Here is a 22,931-nt window from a genome sequence, read left to right as displayed (position 1 = left end):
CGGAGAGAAGCGCACATGGATGTGCTTGTAGCGGTTTTCGGGAGGGACACCCATCCGCGCCCCCTCCCGCGAACCCGGCAGGCTAGGTGCGGACTAGGCGCTCTAACCGAGGTCAGACTAAAGCGACCTCAGCGTGAATGGCCTCAAGGGCGGCCAGTGGATCAGGCGCCTGGGTAATTGGGCGACCGATGACCAGATAGTCGGAGCCGGCTTTAAGGGCATCCGTGGGGGTCATGATGCGTTGCTGATCGCCTTTGTCGGCGGTCAGCGGGCGGATGCCGGGGGTGATGAGCTGGAAGTCAGCACCCTGCTCTGCTTTCAGCCGTGAAGCCTCCTGCGCGGAGCAGACTACACCGTCGAGGCCGCAGTTCCTGGTCAGCGCGGCCAGGCGGGATACATGAGCTTGTGCCCCGCCGGTTATGCCGATGCCAGCCAGATCTTCGTCAGACATACTGGTCAGCACCGTTACCGCAATCAGTAGTGGCTTATCAGCACCAAACGGCTCCAGACGCTCACGACAGGCCACCATCATCTTCTCGCCACCCGAAGCATGAACATTCACCATCCACACCCCAAGGTCTGCGGCTGCAGCAACGGCTGACGACGTAGTATTCGGGATATCATGAAATTTCAGATCCAGAAATACATCAAAACCCTTGCCCTGAAGAACTTTCACCAACGCTGGGCCTGAGCGGGTAAACAGTTCCTTGCCGACCTTCAGGCGACATTTTGCAGGGTCCAGCTGGGCAGCCAGGGCCAAAGCGGGCTCCTGGGAAGGAAAGTCCAGGGCGACAATGATTTTCGGATCGTTAGGATTTTGCACAGACAGGTTTCCGGATGAGTAAATTAAAAATGCTATTCGGCTTCAACGCCCTGAATGGGCCGCACCGTTTCCCATTGTTTACAACTGGGGCACAGCCAATGCAATTGCTGGCCTGAAAAACCGCAGCTCACGCAGCGATAAACCGGACGATTGGCGAGAATCAGGTGCCCAATACGGCTGACCAGTCGGCCTTCGTCTGTGGTCATGCCTTTTTCGTAGCCGGCCATCTCCACCAATCTCAAGAGACCGCGCACAGAAGGCCTCACCTCCAGCTCCTGTCTGAGAAGATCAATGGCTGCAGGTCGACCAGACGAGCGTTCTACCGACTCGACAAGGGCCAGTAACAGACTGGTGCTGGGATATTGGTCATAGAGTTTCTTCAGCTTTTTGAACAAACGACCGACATCACCATGTTCTTGCTCGAGTTTCATCAACCGGTCAACGGCCTCAGGGCCAAATTCAGGATTCTGCTCGAACACCTTGAAGCTTTGATTGCTCGCCTCACGAAAATTACCTTGTCGGACTTGCTGTTTCATCAAAAGCAACGTGGCACGAACACAAGATCGATCGTAATCGAGCGCTTCCTTCGCAAGTTTCTGAGCCGCCCACCGATCATCCATAATCAAAGCCGCATCAGACAACTCGCAGGTGATGTAAGCCAGCGTTTTGAACATGGCAGGATCAGCATCACGACGAGTCAGAGTTTGCGCTACCTGCGCCGCTTTTTTCCATTCCCTTTCTTGCTGATACAACTCAATCAACGCCGTTGACGCTCGACGCCCATACTCCTGATCACCCATTAACTGGTGAAGCAAGGCTTCAGCGCGGTCATGCAAGCCGGCATTCAGGTAATCCATTGCCAACTCAAGAGTCACCTGAGGCGTATAGCGAGCGGGCAGCTCCGGGCGTGCCAGCAGGTTCTGGTGGATCAGAATGGCGCGGTCGGTTTCGCCTTTATTACGGAAGTGACTGCCAATGGAAAGATGGAGACTGACGGTATCCTTGTTAACCGCCAGCGACTGAACAAAGTTATCCACGGCTTGGTCAGAGTAATTAGTAAACAGGAACTGCAAGCGATCCCGAACAGAATCTTCGTCAGAGATAACCCGAGAAGCGCGCCTGCCCTGGCTACCAAGCCTCCCTACAACCCAGCCGACAGCCACAGCCACCGTCAAAAGCAGCCACTGAAACACCATGTCCATTAAAGCGCCCGATCGTTCTGTGCCTTGGATTTCTCTAATGCCTGCTCAGCACGCTCGAGTCTTTTCTTGAGGTGACGACGCGACACCGACGAACGAAACGTTGCTATTGCAGCAATCAACACGCCAATCAATGCACCGATAACAAATGACATAATGATCCAGACGGCGACACCATGAGGTTGAGTTTCAAACAACAGGAAGTTGAGCGAAACTGCCATCTGATTATTGAGAGAAAACACCAACGCCAGAAGGATAAGGGCCAGGACCGTTAGGGTAATGAGGATCTTCTGCAGGCCAGCCATGTCGTAATCTCTCCAGACGGGACGGTGCCCGAAAACACAATGTTCCGTTAGATTAACAGGAACCGCAGGTTAAAAGCCCTTTTTCAGACTGTCATTTACCTGTTCCCGTAATTCCTTGCCAGGCTTGAAGTGCGGGACAAACTTGGCAGGCAACTGAACTGCCTCACCGGTTTTGGGGTTACGGCCAGTACGAGCCGCCCGGTGGTGAAGGGAAAAACTGCCAAATCCCCGGATTTCAATTCGTTGGCCATCAGCAAGAGCCTGAGACATGTGCTCAATCACGGTTTTAACCGCCAACTCCACATCTTTCACAGAGAGCTGCGTCTGCTTTGAGGCAATCAGCTCAACCAGTTCGGACTTCGTCATGAGGCGTTTCCCTCTGTCATTATTATTCCGCAGTCATTTAACGGGGACCAATGCCTGTAGTTTAGCCAAACCAAAAAAAAACACAAAAAAAACGGGCTCTTAGAGCCCGTTTTTTTCATACCAACAAGAAAAATCAGTCTTTGTTGGCGTTCTGCTGCTGCATTTGCTCTTTGATGAGATCACCGATGGTGGTCGCACCTGAAGATTCCGCAGCTTTGCCACGAACAGTTTCAATCGCCTGCTTGTCATCCTCAACATCTTTGGACTTCACAGACAGGTTGATGACACGGTTCTTACGATCAATGCTGATGATCTTGGCTTCAACTTCTTCGCCTTCCTTCAGGACGTTACGTGCATCTTCCACACGATCACGGCTGATTTCAGAGGCCTTCAGTACCGCTTCAACTTCTTCGTTCAGGGCGATGGTGGCGCCTTTAGCGTCAACCGCAGACACGGTGCCCTTAACGATGGAGCCCTTGTCGTTCAGCTGAACGAACTCGGCGAACGGATCGCTTTCCAGCTGCTTGATGCCCAGGGAGATACGCTCACGCTCGGGATCAACAGACAGGATGACGGTTTCAACTTCGTCGCCCTTCTTGTATTCGCGAACGGCTTCTTCGCCAGTCTCGTTCCAGCTGATGTCAGACAGGTGAACCAGGCCGTCGATACCACCGTCCAGACCGATAAAGATGCCAAAGTCAGTGATTGACTTGATCTTACCGGCGATACGGTCGCCTTTATTGAAGTTGCCGGAGAAATCTTCCCACGGATTGGAGACGCACTGCTTGATGCCCAGAGAAATACGACGACGCTCTTCGTCGATATCCAGGATCATCACTTCAACTTCGTCGCCTACCTGGACAACCTTGGACGGGTGGATGTTCTTGTTGGTCCAATCCATTTCGGATACGTGAACCAGACCTTCAACACCCTCTTCCAGCTCGGCAAAGCAGCCGTAGTCTGTCAGGTTGGTAACGCGGGCAGTGACCCGGGCGCTTTCCGGGTAACGAGCCTTGATTTCGACCCAGGGATCTTCGCCCAGCTGCTTCAGACCCAAAGATACGCGGTTACGCTCGCGATCAAACTTCAGGACCTTAACATTGATTTCGTCGCCCACATTCACGATTTCGCTCGGATGCTTGATGCGCTTCCAGGCCATGTCAGTGATGTGCAGCAGGCCGTCAACACCACCCAGATCTACGAACGCGCCGTAGTCGGTCAGGTTCTTGACGATACCTTTGATTTCCAGACCTTCAGTCAGGGTTTCCAGCAGAGCATCACGCTGCTCGCTGTTTTCAGCTTCCAGAACGGCGCGGCGAGAAACAACCACGTTGTTACGCTTCTGGTCGAGCTTGATAACCTTGAATTCGAGTTCTTTGTTTTCCAGGTGCGCAGTGTCGCGAACCGGACGAACATCTACCAGAGAGCCTGGCAGGAAGGCACGGATGCCAGCCAGATCAACAGTGAAACCACCTTTGACCTTGCCATTGATAATGCCCTTGACCACTTCTTCAGCTTCGAAGGACTTCTCGAGTACCTTCCAGGCCTCAGCGCGCTTGGCCTTCTCACGGGACAGACGGGTTTCACCGAAACCGTCTTCAACTGCATCGAGAGCCACGTCGACCACATCGCCGATGTTAACTTCCATCTCGCCTTTTTCGTTCAGGAACTGGGAGGCGGGGATAACGCCTTCGGACTTCAGTCCGGCGTTAACGGTGACCCAGTCGTTATCGATATCAACAATGGTTCCCTGGACGATGGAACCCGGTTGCATATCGATTTCTTTCAAACTTTCTTCGAAAAGATCCGCAAAGCTCTCGCTCATTATGTGCCCTATATGATCAACGCAAGTGTGCTCCGTGCCACCAGCAACACGGTCTGTTAATGATTTCCGGAATCAGCCAGCGGCTGGCAAATTTACGCTGTCCCGGCATTCAAAATACAAAAAGGTGCAGTCAGGCCTGACCTGCTGCGGCCATGCACCTGTCCAACACCTCTTTTATGCTCAAACCCGTAGAATCAATGACTTGCGCATCATCCGCAGGCTTGAGAGGGGCAGCAGAACGGTTAATATCACGTTCATCGCGTACCCGTATCTCTTCTGAAACGGCGTCAATGTTAACACTGACACCCGCTTCCTTCAACTGGTTGTAACGGCGCCTTGCGCGTTCTTCGGCGCTTGCCGTCAGAAAGACCTTGACCGGGGCATCCGGAAAAACGACCGTCCCCATATCGCGGCCATCGGCCACCAGGCCAGGCAACTGGCGGAAATCCCGTTGGCGCTGAAGCAGCGCGTCCCGCACCGGCTGCATTATGGCAACCTGTGACGCACTATTACCGCAGGCCTCTGTGCGGATGTCCGAGGTTACATCTTCACCAGCCAGCATCACGCGAACCGGCTGCCCTTCCTCGGCGGGCTCGAACGACACATCAAGCGTCGCAGCCACATTCACCAGTCTGGCCTCATCTTCCAGGGATACACCCTGACGAAGCGCAGCCAGCGCAGTCAGTCGATACAGAGCCCCGCTGTCCAGCAAGTGCCAGCCCAGCTTACGGGCCAGCATTTGGGTAATAGTACCCTTGCCCGAGCCGCCTGGGCCGTCAACAGTAATGACCGGTGCCATGCTATCTATCATCACGAACTGCCTTCTGTACTGATTTGAATGCCTGTCTGCTTTGCCAGTTCAACAAAGCCAGGGAACGACGTGACAACGTTCGAGCAATCATTGATTGTGATCGGGCCCGTTGCCCGGAGTGACGCCACCGCGAACGACATGGAAATCCGGTGGTCTTCGTGACTTTCCACGGTACCGCCACCGATGGCCTGGCCACCCTCGATGATAATGCCATCCGGTGTCACCGTGGACTCAACACCCAATGCCGCAAGGCCGTCTGCCATCACCTGTATACGATCGCTCTCTTTGACTCGCAATTCTTCAGCGCCGCGCAGCACGGTGCGCCCTTTGGCACAGGTTGCTGCGATAAAGAGTACGGGGAACTCATCAATCGCCAACGGCACCTGATCTTCCGGAATGTCGATGCCGTGCAAGTCGGCAGAACGCACTCTCAAATCAGCGACTGGCTCGCCACCGATCACACGCTCATCAAGCACCTCGATATTGGCGCCCATCTGACGGAGAATATTAATGACGCCAACACGGGTCGGGTTCATACCCACGTGACGCAGAGTGAGATCAGAGCCCGGGGCAATACTGGCAGCAACCAGAAAAAATGCAGCCGAGGAGATATCCGCCGGCACGTCAATCGCGCAGGCATCGAGCTTACCACCACCAGTGACACTGGCGGTCGGCCCATCCCGATGTACGTGATAGCCAAATCCCTGCAGCATGCGTTCAGTGTGATCACGGGTCGGAGCCGGCTCCGTTACCGAAGTGACGCCTTCGGCGTAGAGACCTGCCAGTAACAGGCAGGACTTGACCTGAGCGCTGGCTACCGGCATGTCGTAATGGATGCCGGTAAGCGCTTGCCCACCACGAATCTTCATGGGCGGCCGACCACCCTCAGCGGTGTCAATCACCGCACCCATAGCGCGCAATGGATCCGCAACCCGACCCATTGGCCGCTTGCTCAGACTGGCATCGCCGGTCAGTTCGGAATCAAAGGCCTGCGCCGCCAGCAAGCCCGAAAACAAACGCATGGCGGTACCGGAATTACCCAGATAGAGCGGTCCACGGGGGGCTTGCAAACCCTGCATACCAACGCCATGAATCCGGACAAAGCCGTCGTCCGGCCCCTCAATGGTCACACCCATGTCCCGGAACGCCTGCAGGGTTGCGAGGCTGTCTTCGCCCTCCAGAAACCCTTTAACCTCAGTGATCCCATCTGCCAGAGCGCCCAGCATGATGGAGCGATGAGACATAGACTTGTCACCCGGAACCCGAATATCACCACGAACGGAGCCGCCGGGGCTCATCTGAAAGATAACTTGCTGATCACTTTTGTTAGTCACGTACGCCTGCCCTGACAGCATCTTAGAAAAATGTTCCCGTGCCGCTTTGGCACGACTGAAAACCCGAAGCAAAGTAGCGCCATCGCCGCTGGCAATGGCGCCCCGAAGCAGATCCAGGTCTTGGGTAAAATGATCAATCACGCGCAGCACGGCGTCGCGGTTTGACAGAAAAATGTCATGCCACATCACCGGATCACTGGCTGCAATGCGGGTAAAATCCCGGAAGCCACCGGCTGCATACCGGAAGATATCCATGTTTTCATCCTCACCTGCCAGAGTGTCTACCAGAGAAAAGGCAATGAGGTGTGGCAGATGACTGGTGGCGGCAAGGACTTCGTCATGATACGCCACTGACATGGTCAGCACCGTCGCCCCGATGCCCTCCCAAAGGCCCTTCAGCCTTGCCAGACTGTCCGTATCGGTATTATCTGCGGGGGTCAGGATCACTTTGTGATGAGCAAACAGGTCTGGTTTGGCAGCGCGGATGCCGCTTTTTTCGGAGCCCGCAATCGGGTGGCCAGGTATTACCCTTGGCGACACTTCGCCAAATACTGCTTCCACATCGGCCACAAAACTGCTTTTTGTACTACCCACGTCTGACAGTACCGCATCATCGGCGAGCCAGGGCTGGATCTGCGCCAAGACCGCCCGGGTTGCCCGCACAGGCACAGCGAGCACCACCAGATCGCTGCCTTTAACGGCCCACTCCAGACTCGGGGCCGCTTCATCAATAACGCCTAACTCAACCCCCAAAGCCAGCTCGTCGGCTCTTTGATCAAAACCGGTAACCACGCCTGCGAGACGATGCTTGCGAATGGCGCTGGCCAGGGAGCCACCAATCAACCCAAGGCCGATGATTGCAACACGCTTGAACAAAGGCTCTCTGTCGGCCACGTCAGCCCCCCTGGCCGGCCGAGACCAACGATTGTGCCAGAGCATCCAGAAACCGCTCGTTCTCCTGTGGTAAGCCAACCGATACCCGAAGATGACCCGGCATACCATAACCGGCAACAGGCCGAACAATAACGCCATGTGCCAGCAATGACTGATAGATACCGACAGCCTGCTCGCCCACTTCAACCGCAATAAAATTACCGGCTGAGGGGATATAAGGCAGCCCCATACGATCAAAACCATCGGCGAGCTGACGCAAACCGGCTGCATTGACCTCACGGGAACGGGTCAGGTAAACCTCATCACCCAGAACCGCCGTTGCTGCTGCCAACGCTATCGAATCGACATTGAATGGCTGGCGCACCCGGTTAAGTATATCGGCAATGGCCGCAGAACTGATGCTGTAGCCAACCCGCAATGCAGCCAGACCCCAAGCCTTGGAAAAGGTCCGGCAAACAATCAGGTTCGGGTAACGGTCCAGCAGTTTGATGCCATCCGGGAATTCATCGCCGGTCAGGTATTCACAATAGGCTTCGTCCAGAACCACCAACACCCGCTCAGGAATGCGGTCGAGAAATGCTTTGATGGCGGCGGCCGTGTGTACCGTTCCGGTCGGATTGTTCGGGTTGGCCACAAACACCAGTTTAGTGCGTTCGGTGACCGCTGCCGCCATGGCGTCGAGATCATGGCCCCAGTCTTTGGCAGGGACTGAAACACCCTTGGCACCGATGGCCTGAGTAACGATGGGATAAACCGCAAAAGCATATTGAGAAAACACCACCTCGCTGTCGCGGTCGGCAAAGCATCGGGCGATCACTTCCAGCACATCATTGGAACCGTTGCCGAGGGTAATCTGGCTCATGGCCACACCGAACCGTTTGGCGAGCGCCTGCTTCAGATCAAAGCCGTTACCGTCCGGGTACAGGCACAGCTCGTTCAGCGCCTTACGAGCCGCCGCCAGGGCTATCTCGCTCGGCCCCAGAGGGTTTTCATTGCTGGCCAGCTTGATAATCTCCGCCGGATTCAACCCCAGCTCCCGGGCCAGCTCGTCAATAGGCTTGCCTGGCTGGTACGGAGACAGAGCCTGAACACCTTTTACCGCAAGACTCTGGTAGTCCACTGCCATTCAACTCTCCTCCGGGTCAGATCTGTCTGTACTTAAAGCACACCAACGGGGTACGACCCCAGACGCTTCAGCTCTACCGCCTCTTCATCCACCTCAGACAACACTTTACGGGCCAGCTCATCATCCATATGCCCCTCAAAATCGATATAGAACACGTAGGCCCAGGTACCACTGGGGGATGGCCGGGTCTCGATACGGGTCAGGCTGATGCCGTGGCGGTGAAACGGCTCCAGCAACTGGTACAACGCGCCGGGTTTATTACGCATCGATACCAGAACAGATGACTTGTCCTGACCACTGGCGGGCACTTCCTCACGACCGATAATCAGGAACCGAGTGGTGTTATCCGGGCGATCTTCAATACTGTTGGCCAGCTTTACCAATCCATACAGTTCCTGCGCCATGTCGCCGGCAATCGCCGCAGTGCCAGGCTCTTCCGCCGCGCGGCGAGCCGCTTCGGCGTTGCTGGAGACAGTCACTCGCTCAATACCGTAGCGGTGCGTATCGAGCCACTGCCGGCACTGAGCAAAGGACTGCTGATGGGAATAGATACGGGCAATTTCCTGATCTTTGTGCTTGGGCGAGACCAGTAAATGATGATGTATACGCAACTGCACTTCACCACAGATCTTCAGCGGTGAAGACATGAACATATCCAGGGTATGGTTGACCATACCCTCCGTGGAATTTTCCACGGGCACTACGCCATACTGCGCTGCACCGGATTCTACCTCCCGAAACACCGCATCAATGGCCGGCAACGGTACGCTAAGCACCGAGTGGCCAAAATGTTTGAGCGCTGCCGCCTGGGTAAAAGTGCCTACCGGCCCCAGAAAGGCAATGTGCATGGGCTTTTCGAGTGCCAGGCAGGCCGACATAATCTCACGGAACAAGCGGGCCATTTCCTCAGCCGGCAGTGGCCCGGGATTGTTCTCCTTGATACGCCGCAGCACCTGGGCTTCCCGCTCGGGGCGGTAAAAAAACACGTCCTGCTCCGGGTTTGCCGCCATTTTGACATGGGCCACTTCCTGGGCACACTTGGCCCTGGCACTGATCAGCGCCATGATCTGCTGATCGAGACTGTCAATTTCATCCCGGAGTTCGCCCAGGCGGGTCTTCTCGTCGTTCATGATCAGCCCTGTTCCTTCACAAATTCCGTCATGTACTGAATCAGCGCATCCACTCCCGCCTCTGGCATGGCGTTATAGATACTGGCGCGCATGCCACCTACTGAACGATGCCCCTGAAGATTGAGCAACCCACGGGCATCGGCGCCTTTAAGGAAAGCACCATTCAAAGCGTCATCCGCCAGCGTGAAAGGCACGTTCATCCAAGAGCGGAAACGGGGGTTAATCGGGTTGGCATAGAATTCATTGGTATCGATAAAATCGTACAGCTTGCTGGCTTTACGGGCGTTGATTTCGCCCATGGCCGTCACACCACCCTGCTCTTTCAGCCACTTGAACACCAGGCCCGCAAGGTACCAGGAGTAGGTCGAGGGCGTGTTATACATCGAGCCGTTTTCAGCCATCACCTGATAATTCATCATCGTCGGGGTTTCTTTTCGGGCCTTGCCCAAAAGATCCTTGCGGATAATGACGACCACCAGACCGGATGGCCCGATATTCTTCTGAGCACCGGCATAGATCAAGCCGAACTTTGACACGTCCACGGGACGGGACAGCATGGTGGACGACATGTCTGCCACCAATGGCACGCCTCCGCTGTCGGGGACAAAGTCATACTCCAGGCCGCCAATGGTTTCGTTCGGCGTGTAATGCAGGTAGGCAGCATCAGCACTGGTGCTCCAGGCCGACTGGTCAGGAATGGTCGTAAAACCGTTGTCTTCCGAACTGGCCACCACATTAACGCCACCGTACCGCCTGGCTTCAGCAATCGCCTTTTTGGACCAGATACCGGTATTCACATAGTCTGCGGAGGCTTTATCGCCCAGCAGGTTCAAGGGAATGGTGGCAAACTGACTGGACGCCCCACCCTGCATGAACAGCACGGCGTAGTCGTCTGAGACCCCTGCGAGATCCCGCAGATCCTGCTCGGCGGTTTCGGCAATTTCCACGAAGGCGTCACCACGGTGACTCATCTCCATCACCGACATGCCGGTGCCCCGCCAGTCCAGCATTTCGTCCCGCGCCTGCTTCAGCACGGATTCCGGCAAGGTAGCCGGGCCGGCACAGAAATTAAACGCTCTGCTCATTCTTCGGTGCCCTCACCTTCCGCGTCTGCATCTGGGCCTGCGTCTGCGTCTACACTTACGTCGGCGTCCACGCCGTCGTCATCCGATTCTGCGATACGCTCAACGCCCACCAGTCGCTCGTCTTCCTGAGCCAAACGAATCAGACGCACACCCTGAGTGTTCCGACTGAGCACAGACACTTCGTCCGTGCGGGTACGTACCAGCGTGCCCTTGTCCGAGATCAGCATCATCTCGTCGCCTTCAAACAACTGCAGCGCTGTCACCAGGTTACCGTTACGGTCGGAGCACTGCATGGCGATGACGCCCTGGCTGCCGCGACTGTAGGCCGGGAACTCGTCGATGGCGGTGCGCTTGCCGTAACCGTGCTCACTGGCCGTCAGAATCACGCCACCGTCCTGTGGGATGATCAGTGACACAACATGGTGATCACCCTGCATCTTGATACCGCGAACACCACGGGCCGTCCGGCTCATTGGCCGTACCTGATCTTCCTTGAAGCGCACCGCTTTACCAGCGGTGGAGAACAGCATAATTTCCGCATTGCCATCTGTGATGGCAGCACCGATCAGGGTGTCGCCTTCGTCCAGGTTCAGCGCGATCAAGCCACTGCTGCGCGGACGAGCAAAGTTCGGCAGCGGGGTCTTCTTCACCACACCTGCCGAGGTTGCCATTAGCACAAACTGGTCTTCCGGGTAGTCCCGAACCGGCAGGAAGGTAGTGATCCGCTCGTCTTCATCCAGCGGCAGAATATTAACCATCGGGCGGCCTCGGGAACCACGGCTACCGCGCGGAATCTCGAACACTCTCAGCCAGTACACTTTGCCTTTGTTGGAGAAGCACAAAATGGTGTCGTGGGAATTGGCTACCAGTAGCTTTTCAATAAAGTCTTCATCTTTCATGGCCGTCGCGGCTTTACCACGACCACCACGACGCTGGGCCTGATAGTCTTCAACGGCCTGAGTCTTGGCGTAACCACTGTGGGAAATAGTCACCACCAGATCTTCTTCATCAATCAGGTCGGCGATGGTCAGATCGCGCTGGGAACTGGTAATTTCGGTGCGGCGCACATCGCCAAACTCGGTCACTACCGCTTCCAGCTCTTCTCGGATAACCTGCATCAAGCGGTCAGGATCACCCAGAATTTCAAGCAGACCAGCGATCTTCTCGAGAATGTCTTTGTACTCGTTCTGGAGCTTTTCGGTTTCCAGGCCGGTCAGGCGGTGCAGGCGCATATCGAGGATCGCCTGGGTTTGCTCGGGCGACATGTAATACAGGCCGTCGCGCAGACCAAAGATTTCCGGCAGATCGTCGGGACGGCAGGCGTCTTCGCCGGCACGCTCCAGCATCGCCAGGACATTGCCCGGCGCCCAGCCTTTCGCCATCAACTTCTCTTTGGCCTCAACCGAGGTCGGAGAAGACTTGATCAGCTCAATCATCTCGTCGATGTTGGCCAAAGCAACCGTCAGACCTTCAAGAATATGGCCACGCTCACGGGCCTTACGAAGCTCGTAGATGGTCCGGCGAGTCACCACTTCACGGCGGTGACGGACAAACGCATCAAGCATTTCCTTGAGGTTGAGAATCTTCGGCTCGCCGTTAATCAGCGCCACCATGTTGATCCCGAACACGGTCTGCAGCTGGGTCTGGGCGAACAGGTTGTTCACCACCACCTCGGGGTTTTCACCACGGCGCAGCTCGATCACCACGCGGATGCCTTCCTTGTTGGATTCATCCCGCAGCTCGGTGATGCCTTCGAGGCGCTTTTCCTTGACCAGCTCGGCGATCTTCTCGATCAGCCGCGACTTGTTCAGCTGGTACGGCAGCTCGGTAATGATAACGGCATCACGATTGGTCTTGTCGTCATGCTCGATCTCGTGACGGGCGCGGATATAGATGCGGCCGCGGCCGGTCCGGTAGGCTTCGACAATACCGGCACGACCGTTGATGATCCCCTCGGTCGGGAAGTCGGGGCCCGGGATGAACTCCATCAACTCGTCAATGGTCAGATCCGGGTTATCAATCAACGCCAGACAACCGTTAACGACTTCCGTCAGGTTATGGGGCGGAATGTTGGTCGCCATGCCAACCGCAATACCGGAGGAGCCATTTACCAACAGGTTCGGCACTCGGGTAGGCAGCACTTCCGGAATCCGCTCGGTGCCGTCGTAGTTATCGACAAAATCGACGGTTTCCTTGTCCAGATCCGCCAGCAAAGAATGCGCAATCTTTTCCATGCGAATTTCGGTGTAACGCATAGCCGCTGCGTTATCGCCGTCGATGGAACCGAAGTTACCCTGACCATCCACCAACGGATAACGCAGGGAAAACGGCTGAGCCATTCGGACGATGGTGTCGTAGACAGCGGAGTCACCGTGGGGGTGGTATTTACCGATAACATCACCCACCACACGGGCAGATTTCTTGTACGCCTTGTTCCAGTCGTTGCCCAACTCGGACATGGCGAACAGTACCCGGCGGTGCACCGGCTTGAGACCGTCGCGTACATCCGGTAGCGCCCGGCCAACGATAACGCTCATGGCGTAATCGAGGTAGGACTGTTTCAACTCGTCTTCAATATTGACCGGCAGGATCTCTTTGGCTAATTCACCCATCGAGAAAGGTTCCTTTGCGTTATCTGGGAGTCGTCCCGAGGCCCTATTCGGGCCCCGTCTTTAATCGTCAACAAGCCGCCAAGCATACCACAGACCAACCCGACCCGGGGCAGCGGTCGCGACACGTTAATCAAACACTACGGTCTTGTTTTCATAAGTAATCACGCGGTCTTCTACATGCGACCGTAAACCCCGCGCCAACACGTTCTTTTCCACGTCTTTGCCCAGGCGCACCATGTCATCGATGGAGTCGCTGTGGCTAATGCGAATGACATCCTGCTCGATAATCGGGCCTTCGTCGAGGTCTTGTGTCACGTAGTGACAGGTTGCCCCGATCAGTTTGACGCCACGGCTGTACGCCTGATGGTACGGGCGGGCACCTGCGAAAGACGGCAAAAAGCTGTGATGAATATTGATCACCTTGCCGGCGTACTTCTCGCACAATTCGGCAGGTAAAATTTGCATGTAGCGGGCCAAAACCACAACGTCCACGTCGTACTTTTCCAGCAGATCTTCAATCTGACCAAAAGCTTCGGCCTTGTTTTCCTTGCTCACCGGGATATGGTGGTAAGGAATGTCGTGCCAATCCACCATGCGGCGCAGGTCGTCGTGGTTGGATATCACCGCCACCATCTCGGCGTTCAGCTCTTTGCTGTGCCAGCGATGCAAAAGGTCCGCCAGACAATGGGATTCCTTGCTGCACATCAGCACAACCCGCTTGGGGCGGGCGGAGTCAGCAATGTGCCAGCTCATATTGAATTCGCGGGCAATAGGCTCAAAAGCAGCCCGAAACTGGTCCAGCCCGAACGGTATCGACTCCGCTTTGATCTCATGCCGCATAAAAAACCAGCCAGACTGGGTGTCAGAATGGTGGCTCGCCTCGGTAATCCAGCCGTTATAGGTGGACAGGAAATTACTCACCTTGGCAACAATGCCTACCCGGTCCGGGCAGGAAATAACAAGACGATAGGTATGCTCCATTAAGCCTTTCCTTAACTAGAATCCGGGAAAGCGGGTGCGACGGGAAACCACAAACAGCTGCCCATGGTGAAATGTTGGCGCGCACCGGTAAAAATGACCGGCTATGATAGCCTATCTGGGAGCCAGAAACGAGGAATCCGATGCTAGACAGAGTCATCTACCGCCTTCGGGCAAAACTTCCGCCAAGGTGCCTGTGGGGCCTGACAGCGGCCACGCTGATCTCATTCCTGACGGTTAATGCCCAGGCCAGCGGGCAGGCCATTCTCGAGGGCGAACGCTTTCACCCTGTGCAGGGCAGCCAGGGCATGGTCGCCACCAGTCATACGCTGGCCAGCGACGTCGCCCTGCAGGTACTGAAAAACGGCGGCAACGCCATCGATGCCGCCGTTACGGCCGGTTTCGCGCTGGCGGTCACGCAGCCACGCTCAGGCAACATTGGTGGCGGTGGCTTTCTGCTGTACGCCCCAGGTGACGGTAACGCACCGGAAGCCATCGATTACCGGGAAACCGCCCCGGCGGCTGCAACCGAAACCATGTTTCAGGACAAGGACGGCAATGTCGTCAGCCAATTGAGTCGCTTTAGTCATCAGGCTGCTGGCGTGCCAGGCACGGTGGCCGGACTGGCCCTGGCGCTGGAACGTCACGGCACCCTGACCCTGTCCGAAGCCCTGGCGCCGGCAATCCGTCTGGCCAGGGATGGTTTTGTGGTACCCCATCGTTTCACCGAAGGCCTGGAGCAAGCCAGGGATCGGCTGCAGCGCTGGCCAGTCACCAAAGCCACCTTTTATCAAAACGATGGTTCTGCGCCACAGCCCGGCGACGTGTTCAAACAGCCGGAGCTGGCCGCCACCCTGCAGCGCATTGCCGATGATGGCCCCGAGGGCTTTTACCAGGGCGAAACCGCCCGACTGATCGTCGATGAGATGCAGCGCCATGACGGCCTGATCACGCTGAGCGACCTGAAAAACTATCGGCCTGCCGTCCGTCAACCTGTGCAAGGCAGTTACCGCGGCTTCGATGTTTTTTCCATGTCACCGCCTTCATCCGGCGGCACCCACATTATCCAGATCCTCAACATCCTTGAGGGTTTTCCCATTGCCGAGATGGGGCACAACTCGGCCGCCACTATCCACCACATGGCCGAAGCCATGAAACTGGCCTATGCCGACCGCGCCGAGTATCTGGGCGATACCGACTTTGTTGACGTTCCTCTGCGCGGACTCACCGGCAAAGACTATGCAGCGGAGCTACGCAAAGGCATCACTCCGGACAAAACCCGGCCCGCCAGCGAGATCAAACCCGGTCAGCCGGCCGCTTGGGAAAGCCCGGAAACCACTCATTTTTCGGTGGTGGATCGCTGGGGCAATGCCGTATCCAACACCTATACCATCAACTTCAGCTATGGCTCCGGGATCACCGTCGCCGGCGCTGGTTTTCTGCTCAACAATGAAATGGACGATTTCAGCGCCAAGCCCGGCGAACCCAATGCCTATGGCTTGATGGGCGGCGAGGCCAACAAGATTGAACCGGGCAAGCGGATGCTCAGCTCCATGTCGCCGACCGTGGTGCGTAAAGACGGAAAAAACGTTCTGGTTACGGGCAGTCCTGGCGGCTCACGAATCATCACAACCACTCTGCAGGTTCTGATGAATGTCATTGACCACAACATGAACATACAGACAGCGGTAGCCGCACCCCGCATGCACCACCAATGGCTGCCCGATGAAATCCGCATAGAACAAGGCATCAGCCCAGACACCATCCGCTTGCTGGAGGCCAAAGGCCACAAGGTAAACACCAGCGCCGCGATGGGCGCAATCCAAAGTATTATGATCGGAGACGACGGCACTCTTTATGGCGGTGCAGACCCTCGCCGAAGCACTTCATCGGCCATGGGCTTTTAACCGGGCGGGAATTGACCCGCCTCAGACTATTCGGGAGGCATATCATGTATCTTTCTGTGCAACTGAGCTGTTATCCGCTCAAAGACGATTACAAGCAGCCGATCTGGGATCTAATTGAACGCCTCAAGCAAACTGACCTGGAGGTCTACCCGGGGCGAATGAGCACCGAAATTTTTGGTGACTATGATGAAGTCATGAAGGTGCTTTCCGACACCATGCGGTGGTCCTTCGAAACTTATGGAAAGTCCGTCTTCGTGGCGAAAATCATGGAGGGCGACCGGAGACCAAAATGACAAACCCGAACGACCCGAGCAAGCCCGACAAAGACAGCAGTCAGCAACCGGCCATACCAAACCAGTATTCCTTTTTGTGGTTGAGCGCGGCCATATTCCTGATGTTTCTCTGGCTACAGGACAGTGAGCGGCCACAGCAACAAGAACTGGCGTACTCCGAATTCAAAGAAGCAGTACTCAGTGGCCAGATTGCTGAAGTCACACTGCGCAACGAAGAAATTCGGGGCCAGTTCACCGATTCCGGTACGGCCAGGTTCAGCTCAGATACCGGACGCGGCACCAGCACCTTCATAACACTACGCCCGCCGGTAGATGACCCCGAGCTGCTCTCGACCCTGGAACGACAAGACATCGTCATTCGCGGGGCTCCCTCTGGCCGCCCCTGGTGGCAAGAGCTGATTCTGGGCTTTCTACCCTGGATTCTGTTGCTGGCATTGATGTTCTGGTTCTGGGGGGCTGCCCAAAAGCGCATGACCCAGGGCGGCGGCGCCTTTGACTACGCCAAGTCCCGAGCTCGGCGCGCCCGCAAAGAAACCTCGACAACCACGCTGGACGACGTGGCAGGCATTGAATCTGCGAAGCGCGACATTGCAGAGATCATCGACTTTCTGAAAGCCCCGGAAAAATACCGCCGACTGGGTGCGGTCATGCCCAAAGGTGTTCTGCTGGTGGGCCCGCCCGGCACCGGTAAAACGCTGCTGGCCAGGGCCATCGCAGGCGAGGCGGAAGTGCCGTTTTTCAGCATCAGCGCCTCGGAGTTTATTGAAATGTTTGTTGGAGTGGGTGCTGCCCGGGTTCGGGACATGTTCCAGAATGCCCGCAAAGAAGCTCCGGCACTGATCTTTATTGACGAACTCGATGCCATTGGCCGCTCGCGGGGCGCCGGCCTGGGAGGTGGTCACGATGAACGGGAGCAAACCCTTAACCAGATCCTTACGGAGATGGACGGCTTTGAATCCCATGAAAATGTTCTGGTGCTGGCTGCCACCAACCGCCCGGATGTGTTGGATTCCGCCCTGCTCCGCCCTGGCCGGTTTGATCGAAAGATCACCCTCGACCGCCCTCACAGAGAAGCCCGTGCAGCCATCCTGAAAGTACATGTGCGCAAGGTGCCTCTGGCCGCCGATGTTGATTTGATGCAACTGGCCAGCCGCACGACCGGTTTCTCCGGTGCCGATCTGAAGAACCTGGTAAACGAAGCCGCGCTGACCGCAGCTCGGGAAAACCTGGATCAAGTCAACGCCTCTTGCTTTGAGCACGCTCGTGATCGGCTGATTCTGGGCGAAGAGCGCGACGCCCAGCTCACCCCGGAAGAGCGGGAAGTGGTTGCCTATCACGAATGTGGGCATGCCCTTATGGCCTATTACATGCCCAAGGCGGACCCACTCACCAAGATCACCATCATCCCCCACGGCATGGCGATGGGCATCACAGAGCAAACACCCAGAGAAGACAAGTACAACTACACCGAGAGCTATTTGCGGGATCGAATCAAAGTGATGCTGGGCGGTCGTTCCGCTGAGAAGATCATCTACGGTGAAGTCAGCACCGGCGCCCAGAATGACCTAAAGGAAGCCACCAAACTGCTTCGCCGGATGATCGGCCAATGGGGCATGAGTGAGAAAATTGGCCCGCTGGGGCTCGGCATTGGCGAGGAACACGTCTTTCTGGGCCGGGAAATGGGCGCGCCAAGGGAATACAGCGAGAAGCTGGCCGAGATGATTGATGCAGAAATCCAGTCCCAATTGATAGACCTGGAATCCTTTACGATCAGCTTCCTGCGAGAACACCGCGAAGAGATGGATGCCTTGGCCAAGGCTGTAATGAAACACGAAACCCTGGATACGGAAGAAATCACAAACGTACTGAATAAGGCCAGCAGCCGCAGAATTGCCTGAACCTCAACCCGGACTCAGGCGGTTACGGTGACCGGCAGGTTCAACTCGGTCAGCAGGATGTCTGCACCCTGCCCGCCAAACAAACTGAACTTCCGGCTAACCACCAACTGAGCGGCGCCCTCTTCGGCCATGGCCCTGACGACAGAAGCAACGCCCGTCATGGCCAATAATCTGACCCTTGCGCTAATCCCTTCGGCCTTTAGATACGCCCGCACATCTTCCACAACCTGTTGATCTTCAAGCGCTTCGGCTCTGATCAGGACGGTCAGCGGCTGCTGGTGACGGCGAGCTAATTCCGCCCCCACCCTGACCGCCCGGTGGTTAGCCCCCTGATCATGATTCAACAGCACAACCACGCGATTCCGCGCCAGCGGCGGTGATGTCGACCACAGCAACACATCGCCCGGTGCCTGGTGGATCAAAACACCCGCCGTGGAGCCGAGCCGGCAACCTGGAATAGCCGACCAACCAACACGACCCATCACCACCAGATCGTCCGGACCGATCAGGCCGAGCACTTCCTCTGCAACGCGGCCACGGCAAAGCCTCAAAGCCTGAGCAACACCCCGCCTCAGCATGACCTGTTCCAGGGCTCGCCGGGCCTGTTCCGCTAAGGCCCGCATCCGCGCTTCCAGTACCTCAACCTCCAGTGGCCTGAGCAGACCGGAGCTGCCCCCTACCTCGCTGGCAAATCCGTAACCGGCGCTTCGCAGCAGATTCACCTCTTCCACAAACACGCCCAGTACTTCGGCATTGCGCGCAAGAGCGATCTCTGCGGCCGCTTCCAGCGCCGCCAAACTGGTACGGGACCCATCCAGCAGGATAAGCACCCGGCCGGATGACTTCACAGAAGGCAGGCCCTCAGCTGTTATCGGCGTTGTCACCATAACGGCCTCCGTTGGCGTTTTCCTGCTCGGATTCCTTTTTTCGACCAATCTTTGCAAATTCCTCCAACCGGTCTGCAACCCGCCGATTAAAACTGTTCTCAGGGAACTGGCCGTCGGCATCCGGCTTGCCTGCTTCCATGCCGGTCATCAGCTCAATGGCCTGGTCAATATGCGTCAAGGGATAGATAACAAAGCGCCCATCGCTGACAGCGTCGCACACCTCCTTGCGGAGCATGAGGTGCTCTACGTTACTCGCTGGCAGCAACGCGCCCTGGCCACTGACGCCGCCAGCCTGTTTGCAAACGTCGAAAAAACCCTCGATTTTTTCGTTCACACCGCCCACCGCCTGAACTTCGCCATGTTGGTTCATGGACCCCGTCACCGCCAGCGATTGCTTCAGTGGCACGCCGGTGATGGCTGATAACAGCACACAGGTTTCCGCCACCGAGGCCGAATCCCCCTCAACACCACCGTAGGACTGCTCGAATGCCAGGCTGGCAGACAAAGACAACTCCCCCATCGGGGCATAGCGATTGGCCAGAAAACGAGACAGAATCATCACCGCTTTACTGTGGATAGGGCCACCCAACTTGGCCTCACGCTCGATATCCACCACCTGCCCTTTACCGGGCCTGGCTGTTGCAGTAATGCGGGTGGGCTGACCAAACCGGGTGGCGCCAATTTGCAGTACCGACAGACCATTCACTTGTCCCGTCTGCTCGCCTTCGGTGGCGATCATCATCACGCCCCGGCGGATCTGCTCCATGCTTCGCTCACGAATACGGCTGGCCCGGTATTCCCGCTCATCAATAGCCTGCTGAATATGGCCGACCTCAATCAGGTCGCTGCCGGCCTGGTCGGCCCAATGATCCGCCTCACTGAGCAGGTCTTTGAGTACCCGGTCATGAGCCGTCAACTTCTGCTGGTCACTGGCCAGGCGGCTCGCATGCTCAATCAGCCTGGCAACCGCCGCCCGGTCCAGGGCTTTCACCCCGGCCGACCGCGCCATGGTCGCGATCATCCGGGCATACAACAGGTAACTGTCATCGTCCCGCTCCAGGTCGTCCTCAAAATCCGCTTCCACTTTGAACAGGTCCAGAAAGTCGGGATCGTAATGGGATAACAGATAATACAAAGTGCGGTCACCGAGCAGGACCACTTTCACGTTTAACGGAATGGGCTCTGGCTGCAGGCTGACGGTGGTTGCCAGTCCATACAGCCGCTCCAACGACTCTATCCGGATTTCATTTGAAAAGAGAATGCGCTTCAGGCTTTCCCAGGCCATCGGTTGGGTCAGAATGCGACGGGCATCCAGAATCAAGTAACCGCCGTTAGCACGATGCAGTGAGCCCGCCCGGATCAACGTAAAATCGGTGTACAGGTTGCCCTGATGAGCCCGGTGCTCAATCTGCCCGGTTAGGTGTTGATGGTTGGGCAGGTCTTCATAGATGACCGGCGCTCCCCGGGTCTCCGCATTGTCGACCAGCAGATTAACCCGATACCGATTCAACAATCCGGCAGGTGCGCCGTTTTCATTGTCCTGAAAGGCTTCGGCATGCTCCACCACATCTTCTCGCACGGCATCAAGGTAGGCGACCACGGCCGGCACATGTGACCACTTTTCTCGCAGCTCCCCAATCGGACCGCCCAGGGTCAACTGCACCATTTCTTCATTGAGTTCGTGTATGCGTTCGCGCACCTCTTTGCGCAGTCGCGGCACTTGCTGAATCGCCTGCTGGAGCTTCTTTTGAAGATCTTCCACTTTGGCTTCCACCAGCTCTTTCTCCTCAGCGGAGAATGTCTTGTACTCCTCTGGCTCAATCACCTCGCCATTGCGCATAGGTGCAAAGGTAAAACCGCCGGGGGTGGTCAGCATCGCAATGTTGTTGGCGCGGGCCTCCTCCTGTATCACAAACAGACCTTTTTGCTGGCGTCGGGTCATCTCTTCCTGCAACTCTTGAATGCGAGCCTGATATTCCTCACTTTCAAAGGTGGCCGGAATGGCAGTTTTCAGCTCGCTGGCGAGATCGCTCATATCACTCTTGAAGACGCGCCCCTCACCCGGCCGCAGCGTGATAGCCTCAGGTTTGTCAGACTGCTGGAAGTTAAAGACATGGCACCAGTCTGAAGGCACAGCTTTACCGGCAGCGTGGGTATCCAGAAACCGTTTTACCAGTTCATGCTTACCAGCACCGGAAGGCCCCAGCACAAACAGATTAAAACCACTGGCCTGCATGCTGGCACCAAACTCCAACGCCCTCAGCATGCGATCCTGACCGAACGGAAGCTCCAGATTTTCCAGCGCCTCGGTGGTCTCGAAATCCAGCATGTCCAACGGGCACCGGTGGTAGATCTGGTCCTCGGTTAACGCCACAGGTAAGGCCATGGTTGCTCCTTATTCGCTGCCTTCCAGTTTATCCTGAGTCCGCAATTCGAAATCGCTGGCATCGTGGCGCTCATGCAGTTGGGAGGACAGTTCACCCCAGGCTTTGTTGACCATCCGGCCACGCTTTACTGCAGGCCTCTGTGCCAGTTCGTCGGTCCAGCGCAGCACGTTGGTGTAGGTGTGAGCCTCCAGAAACTCGGCTGCTTCATACACCATGTTCTTGACCAGGGCGCCGTACCAGGGCCAGATCGCCATGTCGGCGATGGTGTAGTCGGCACCCGCAATGTACTGATTGTCGGCCAGCTGACGATCCAGCACATCGAGCTGGCGCTTTACTTCCATGGCGTAGCGATTGATCGGGTACTCATACTTTTCCGGTGCGTAGGCAAAGAAGTGCCCGAAGCCACCACCGAGGAATGGCGCGCTGCCCATCTGCCAGAACAGCCAGTTGAGGGTTTCCGTTCGCTTGGCGGGATCGGTCGGCAGAAACTCGCCGAATTTCTCAGCCAGGTACAACAGAATCGAGCCGGATTCAAAGACCCGGATTGCCGGGTCCACACTGCGGTCCAGCATGGCCGGGATTTTGGAGTTGGGGTTCACATTCACAAAGCCGCTGCTGAACTGATCGCCGTCCATGATATTGATCAGCCAGGCGTCGTATTCTGCTTCCCGGATGCCCAGTTCCAGCAATTCTTCAAACAGGATCGTGGCCTTTACACCATTAGGCGTGGCCAGAGAATACAGCTGGAATGGATGCTCACCGACCGGCAGGGCCTTGTCGTGAGTGGGGCCCGCAACCGGCCGATTGATGTTGGAAAACTTGTTACCGCTCTCCGGGTTCCACGTCCACACTTTGGGTGGCGTATAAGTAGGGTCACTCATTAACTGCTCCCGTATTCTGCAGGGTATGGATAAGACTCAAGTTATACACCATTACTCGCTAGCCTCAACCTCCAGGTTTCTCCATCGACGGCAATCGATAGTTTGGCGACTCTGTTCGATACCGAGCAGACGGGCACAGGCTGGTGCAGGAGAATCATGTACACGCGCCGGCAGAAATTGATCGGCATCC

18 protein-coding genes are annotated in these 22,931 nt (G+C 56.5%); 3 read left to right on the top strand and 15 right to left on the bottom strand.

All coding sequences use genetic code 11. The annotated features are described in order from the left end of the window. Positions 1 to 112: 112 nt before the first annotated feature. The 12 genes from pyrF to purU form a co-directional block, all read right to left on the bottom strand. A complete protein-coding gene (gene pyrF, locus IBX51_RS10195; RefSeq protein WP_291831108.1) occupies positions 113 to 823 on the bottom strand; it encodes an orotidine-5'-phosphate decarboxylase in 711 nt (236 codons plus the stop codon). Positions 824 to 855: 32 nt separating this feature from the next. After that, positions 856 to 2,025 carry a lipopolysaccharide assembly protein LapB gene (gene lapB / locus IBX51_RS10190; protein ID WP_291831107.1) on the bottom strand — a complete coding sequence of 390 codons (1,170 nt, stop codon included), beginning with the start codon at positions 2,023 to 2,025 and terminating at the stop codon, positions 856 to 858. Further along, a complete protein-coding gene (locus tag IBX51_RS10185; RefSeq protein WP_291831106.1) occupies positions 2,025 to 2,327 on the bottom strand; it encodes a LapA family protein in 303 nt (100 codons plus the stop codon). The genes lapB and IBX51_RS10185 overlap by 1 nt, the downstream gene beginning before the upstream one ends. A 69-nt stretch (positions 2,328 to 2,396) precedes the next feature. Next, the gene (locus tag IBX51_RS10180) at positions 2,397 to 2,693 is read right to left on the bottom strand and encodes an integration host factor subunit beta (RefSeq protein ID WP_044385122.1); all 297 of its coding nucleotides are present in this window, start codon (positions 2,691 to 2,693) and stop codon (positions 2,397 to 2,399) included. Between the two features lie 133 nt (positions 2,694 to 2,826). Then, a complete protein-coding gene (gene rpsA, locus IBX51_RS10175) occupies positions 2,827 to 4,518 on the bottom strand; it encodes a 30S ribosomal protein S1 (protein WP_291831104.1) in 1,692 nt (563 codons plus the stop codon). Between the two features lie 130 nt (positions 4,519 to 4,648). After that, entirely contained in the window at positions 4,649 to 5,329 is a 681-nt protein-coding gene (gene cmk / locus IBX51_RS10170; RefSeq protein WP_291831109.1) for a (d)CMP kinase, read from the bottom strand. Then, positions 5,329 to 7,557, bottom strand: coding sequence for a bifunctional prephenate dehydrogenase/3-phosphoshikimate 1-carboxyvinyltransferase (locus IBX51_RS10165; protein ID WP_291831103.1), 2,229 nt, complete (start codon positions 7,555 to 7,557; stop codon positions 5,329 to 5,331). The genes cmk and IBX51_RS10165 overlap by 1 nt, the downstream gene beginning before the upstream one ends. Before the next feature lies 1 nt (position 7,558). Further along, entirely contained in the window at positions 7,559 to 8,683 is a 1,125-nt protein-coding gene (gene hisC, locus IBX51_RS10160; protein ID WP_291831102.1) for a histidinol-phosphate transaminase, read from the bottom strand. Positions 8,684 to 8,715: 32 nt separating this feature from the next. Further along, the gene (pheA, locus tag IBX51_RS10155; RefSeq protein ID WP_291831100.1) at positions 8,716 to 9,813 is read right to left on the bottom strand and encodes a prephenate dehydratase; all 1,098 of its coding nucleotides are present in this window, start codon (positions 9,811 to 9,813) and stop codon (positions 8,716 to 8,718) included. Positions 9,814 to 9,815: 2 nt separating this feature from the next. After that, on the bottom strand, positions 9,816 to 10,898 hold the full coding sequence (gene serC / locus IBX51_RS10150; RefSeq protein ID WP_291831099.1) for a 3-phosphoserine/phosphohydroxythreonine transaminase: 1,083 nt from the start codon (positions 10,896 to 10,898) through the stop codon (positions 9,816 to 9,818). Continuing rightward, positions 10,895 to 13,510: a DNA gyrase subunit A gene (gene gyrA, locus IBX51_RS10145; protein ID WP_291831098.1), complete on the bottom strand. Its 2,616-nt coding sequence runs from the start codon at positions 13,508 to 13,510 to the stop codon at positions 10,895 to 10,897. Before gyrA ends, serC begins: the two co-directional genes overlap by 4 nt. A 126-nt stretch (positions 13,511 to 13,636) precedes the next feature. After that, the gene (purU, locus tag IBX51_RS10140; RefSeq protein ID WP_291831097.1) at positions 13,637 to 14,491 is read right to left on the bottom strand and encodes a formyltetrahydrofolate deformylase; all 855 of its coding nucleotides are present in this window, start codon (positions 14,489 to 14,491) and stop codon (positions 13,637 to 13,639) included. A gap of 140 nt (positions 14,492 to 14,631) precedes the next feature. On the opposite strand from purU, the gene ggt reads away from it, so the two are divergent. Genes ggt through ftsH form a run of 3 tightly spaced genes read left to right on the top strand, consistent with a single transcriptional unit; the run spans position 14,632 to position 18,586 of the window. Continuing rightward, positions 14,632 to 16,395: a gamma-glutamyltransferase gene (ggt, locus tag IBX51_RS10135; protein ID WP_291831096.1), complete on the top strand. Its 1,764-nt coding sequence runs from the start codon at positions 14,632 to 14,634 to the stop codon at positions 16,393 to 16,395. A gap of 44 nt (positions 16,396 to 16,439) precedes the next feature. Further along, on the top strand, positions 16,440 to 16,688 hold the full coding sequence (locus IBX51_RS10130; protein WP_291831095.1) for a YkoF family thiamine/hydroxymethylpyrimidine-binding protein: 249 nt from the start codon (positions 16,440 to 16,442) through the stop codon (positions 16,686 to 16,688). Continuing rightward, a complete protein-coding gene (gene ftsH / locus IBX51_RS10125; RefSeq protein WP_291831094.1) occupies positions 16,685 to 18,586 on the top strand; it encodes an ATP-dependent zinc metalloprotease FtsH in 1,902 nt (633 codons plus the stop codon). The genes IBX51_RS10130 and ftsH overlap by 4 nt, the downstream gene beginning before the upstream one ends. Positions 18,587 to 18,600: 14 nt before the next feature. On the opposite strand, the gene IBX51_RS10120 is transcribed toward ftsH, so the two are convergent. Genes IBX51_RS10120 through yghU form a run of 3 tightly spaced genes read right to left on the bottom strand, consistent with a single transcriptional unit; the run spans position 18,601 to position 22,741 of the window. Continuing rightward, the gene (locus tag IBX51_RS10120; protein WP_291831093.1) at positions 18,601 to 19,473 is read right to left on the bottom strand and encodes a universal stress protein; all 873 of its coding nucleotides are present in this window, start codon (positions 19,471 to 19,473) and stop codon (positions 18,601 to 18,603) included. After that, a complete protein-coding gene (locus tag IBX51_RS10115; RefSeq protein WP_291831092.1) occupies positions 19,448 to 21,859 on the bottom strand; it encodes a Lon protease family protein in 2,412 nt (803 codons plus the stop codon). The genes IBX51_RS10120 and IBX51_RS10115 overlap by 26 nt, the downstream gene beginning before the upstream one ends. Positions 21,860 to 21,868: 9 nt before the next feature. Beyond that, positions 21,869 to 22,741 (bottom strand): glutathione-dependent disulfide-bond oxidoreductase, encoded by an 873-nt coding sequence (yghU, locus tag IBX51_RS10110; protein WP_291831090.1) that lies wholly within the window; start codon positions 22,739 to 22,741, stop codon positions 21,869 to 21,871. Positions 22,742 to 22,931: the final 190 nt, after the last annotated feature.

This window comes from Marinobacter sp., assembly GCF_014859525.1.
Lineage (GTDB): Bacteria > Pseudomonadota > Gammaproteobacteria > Pseudomonadales > Oleiphilaceae > Marinobacter.
The sequence above is the reverse complement of the archived record's forward strand: the minus strand, read 5'-3'. Positions and strand labels throughout refer to the sequence as shown.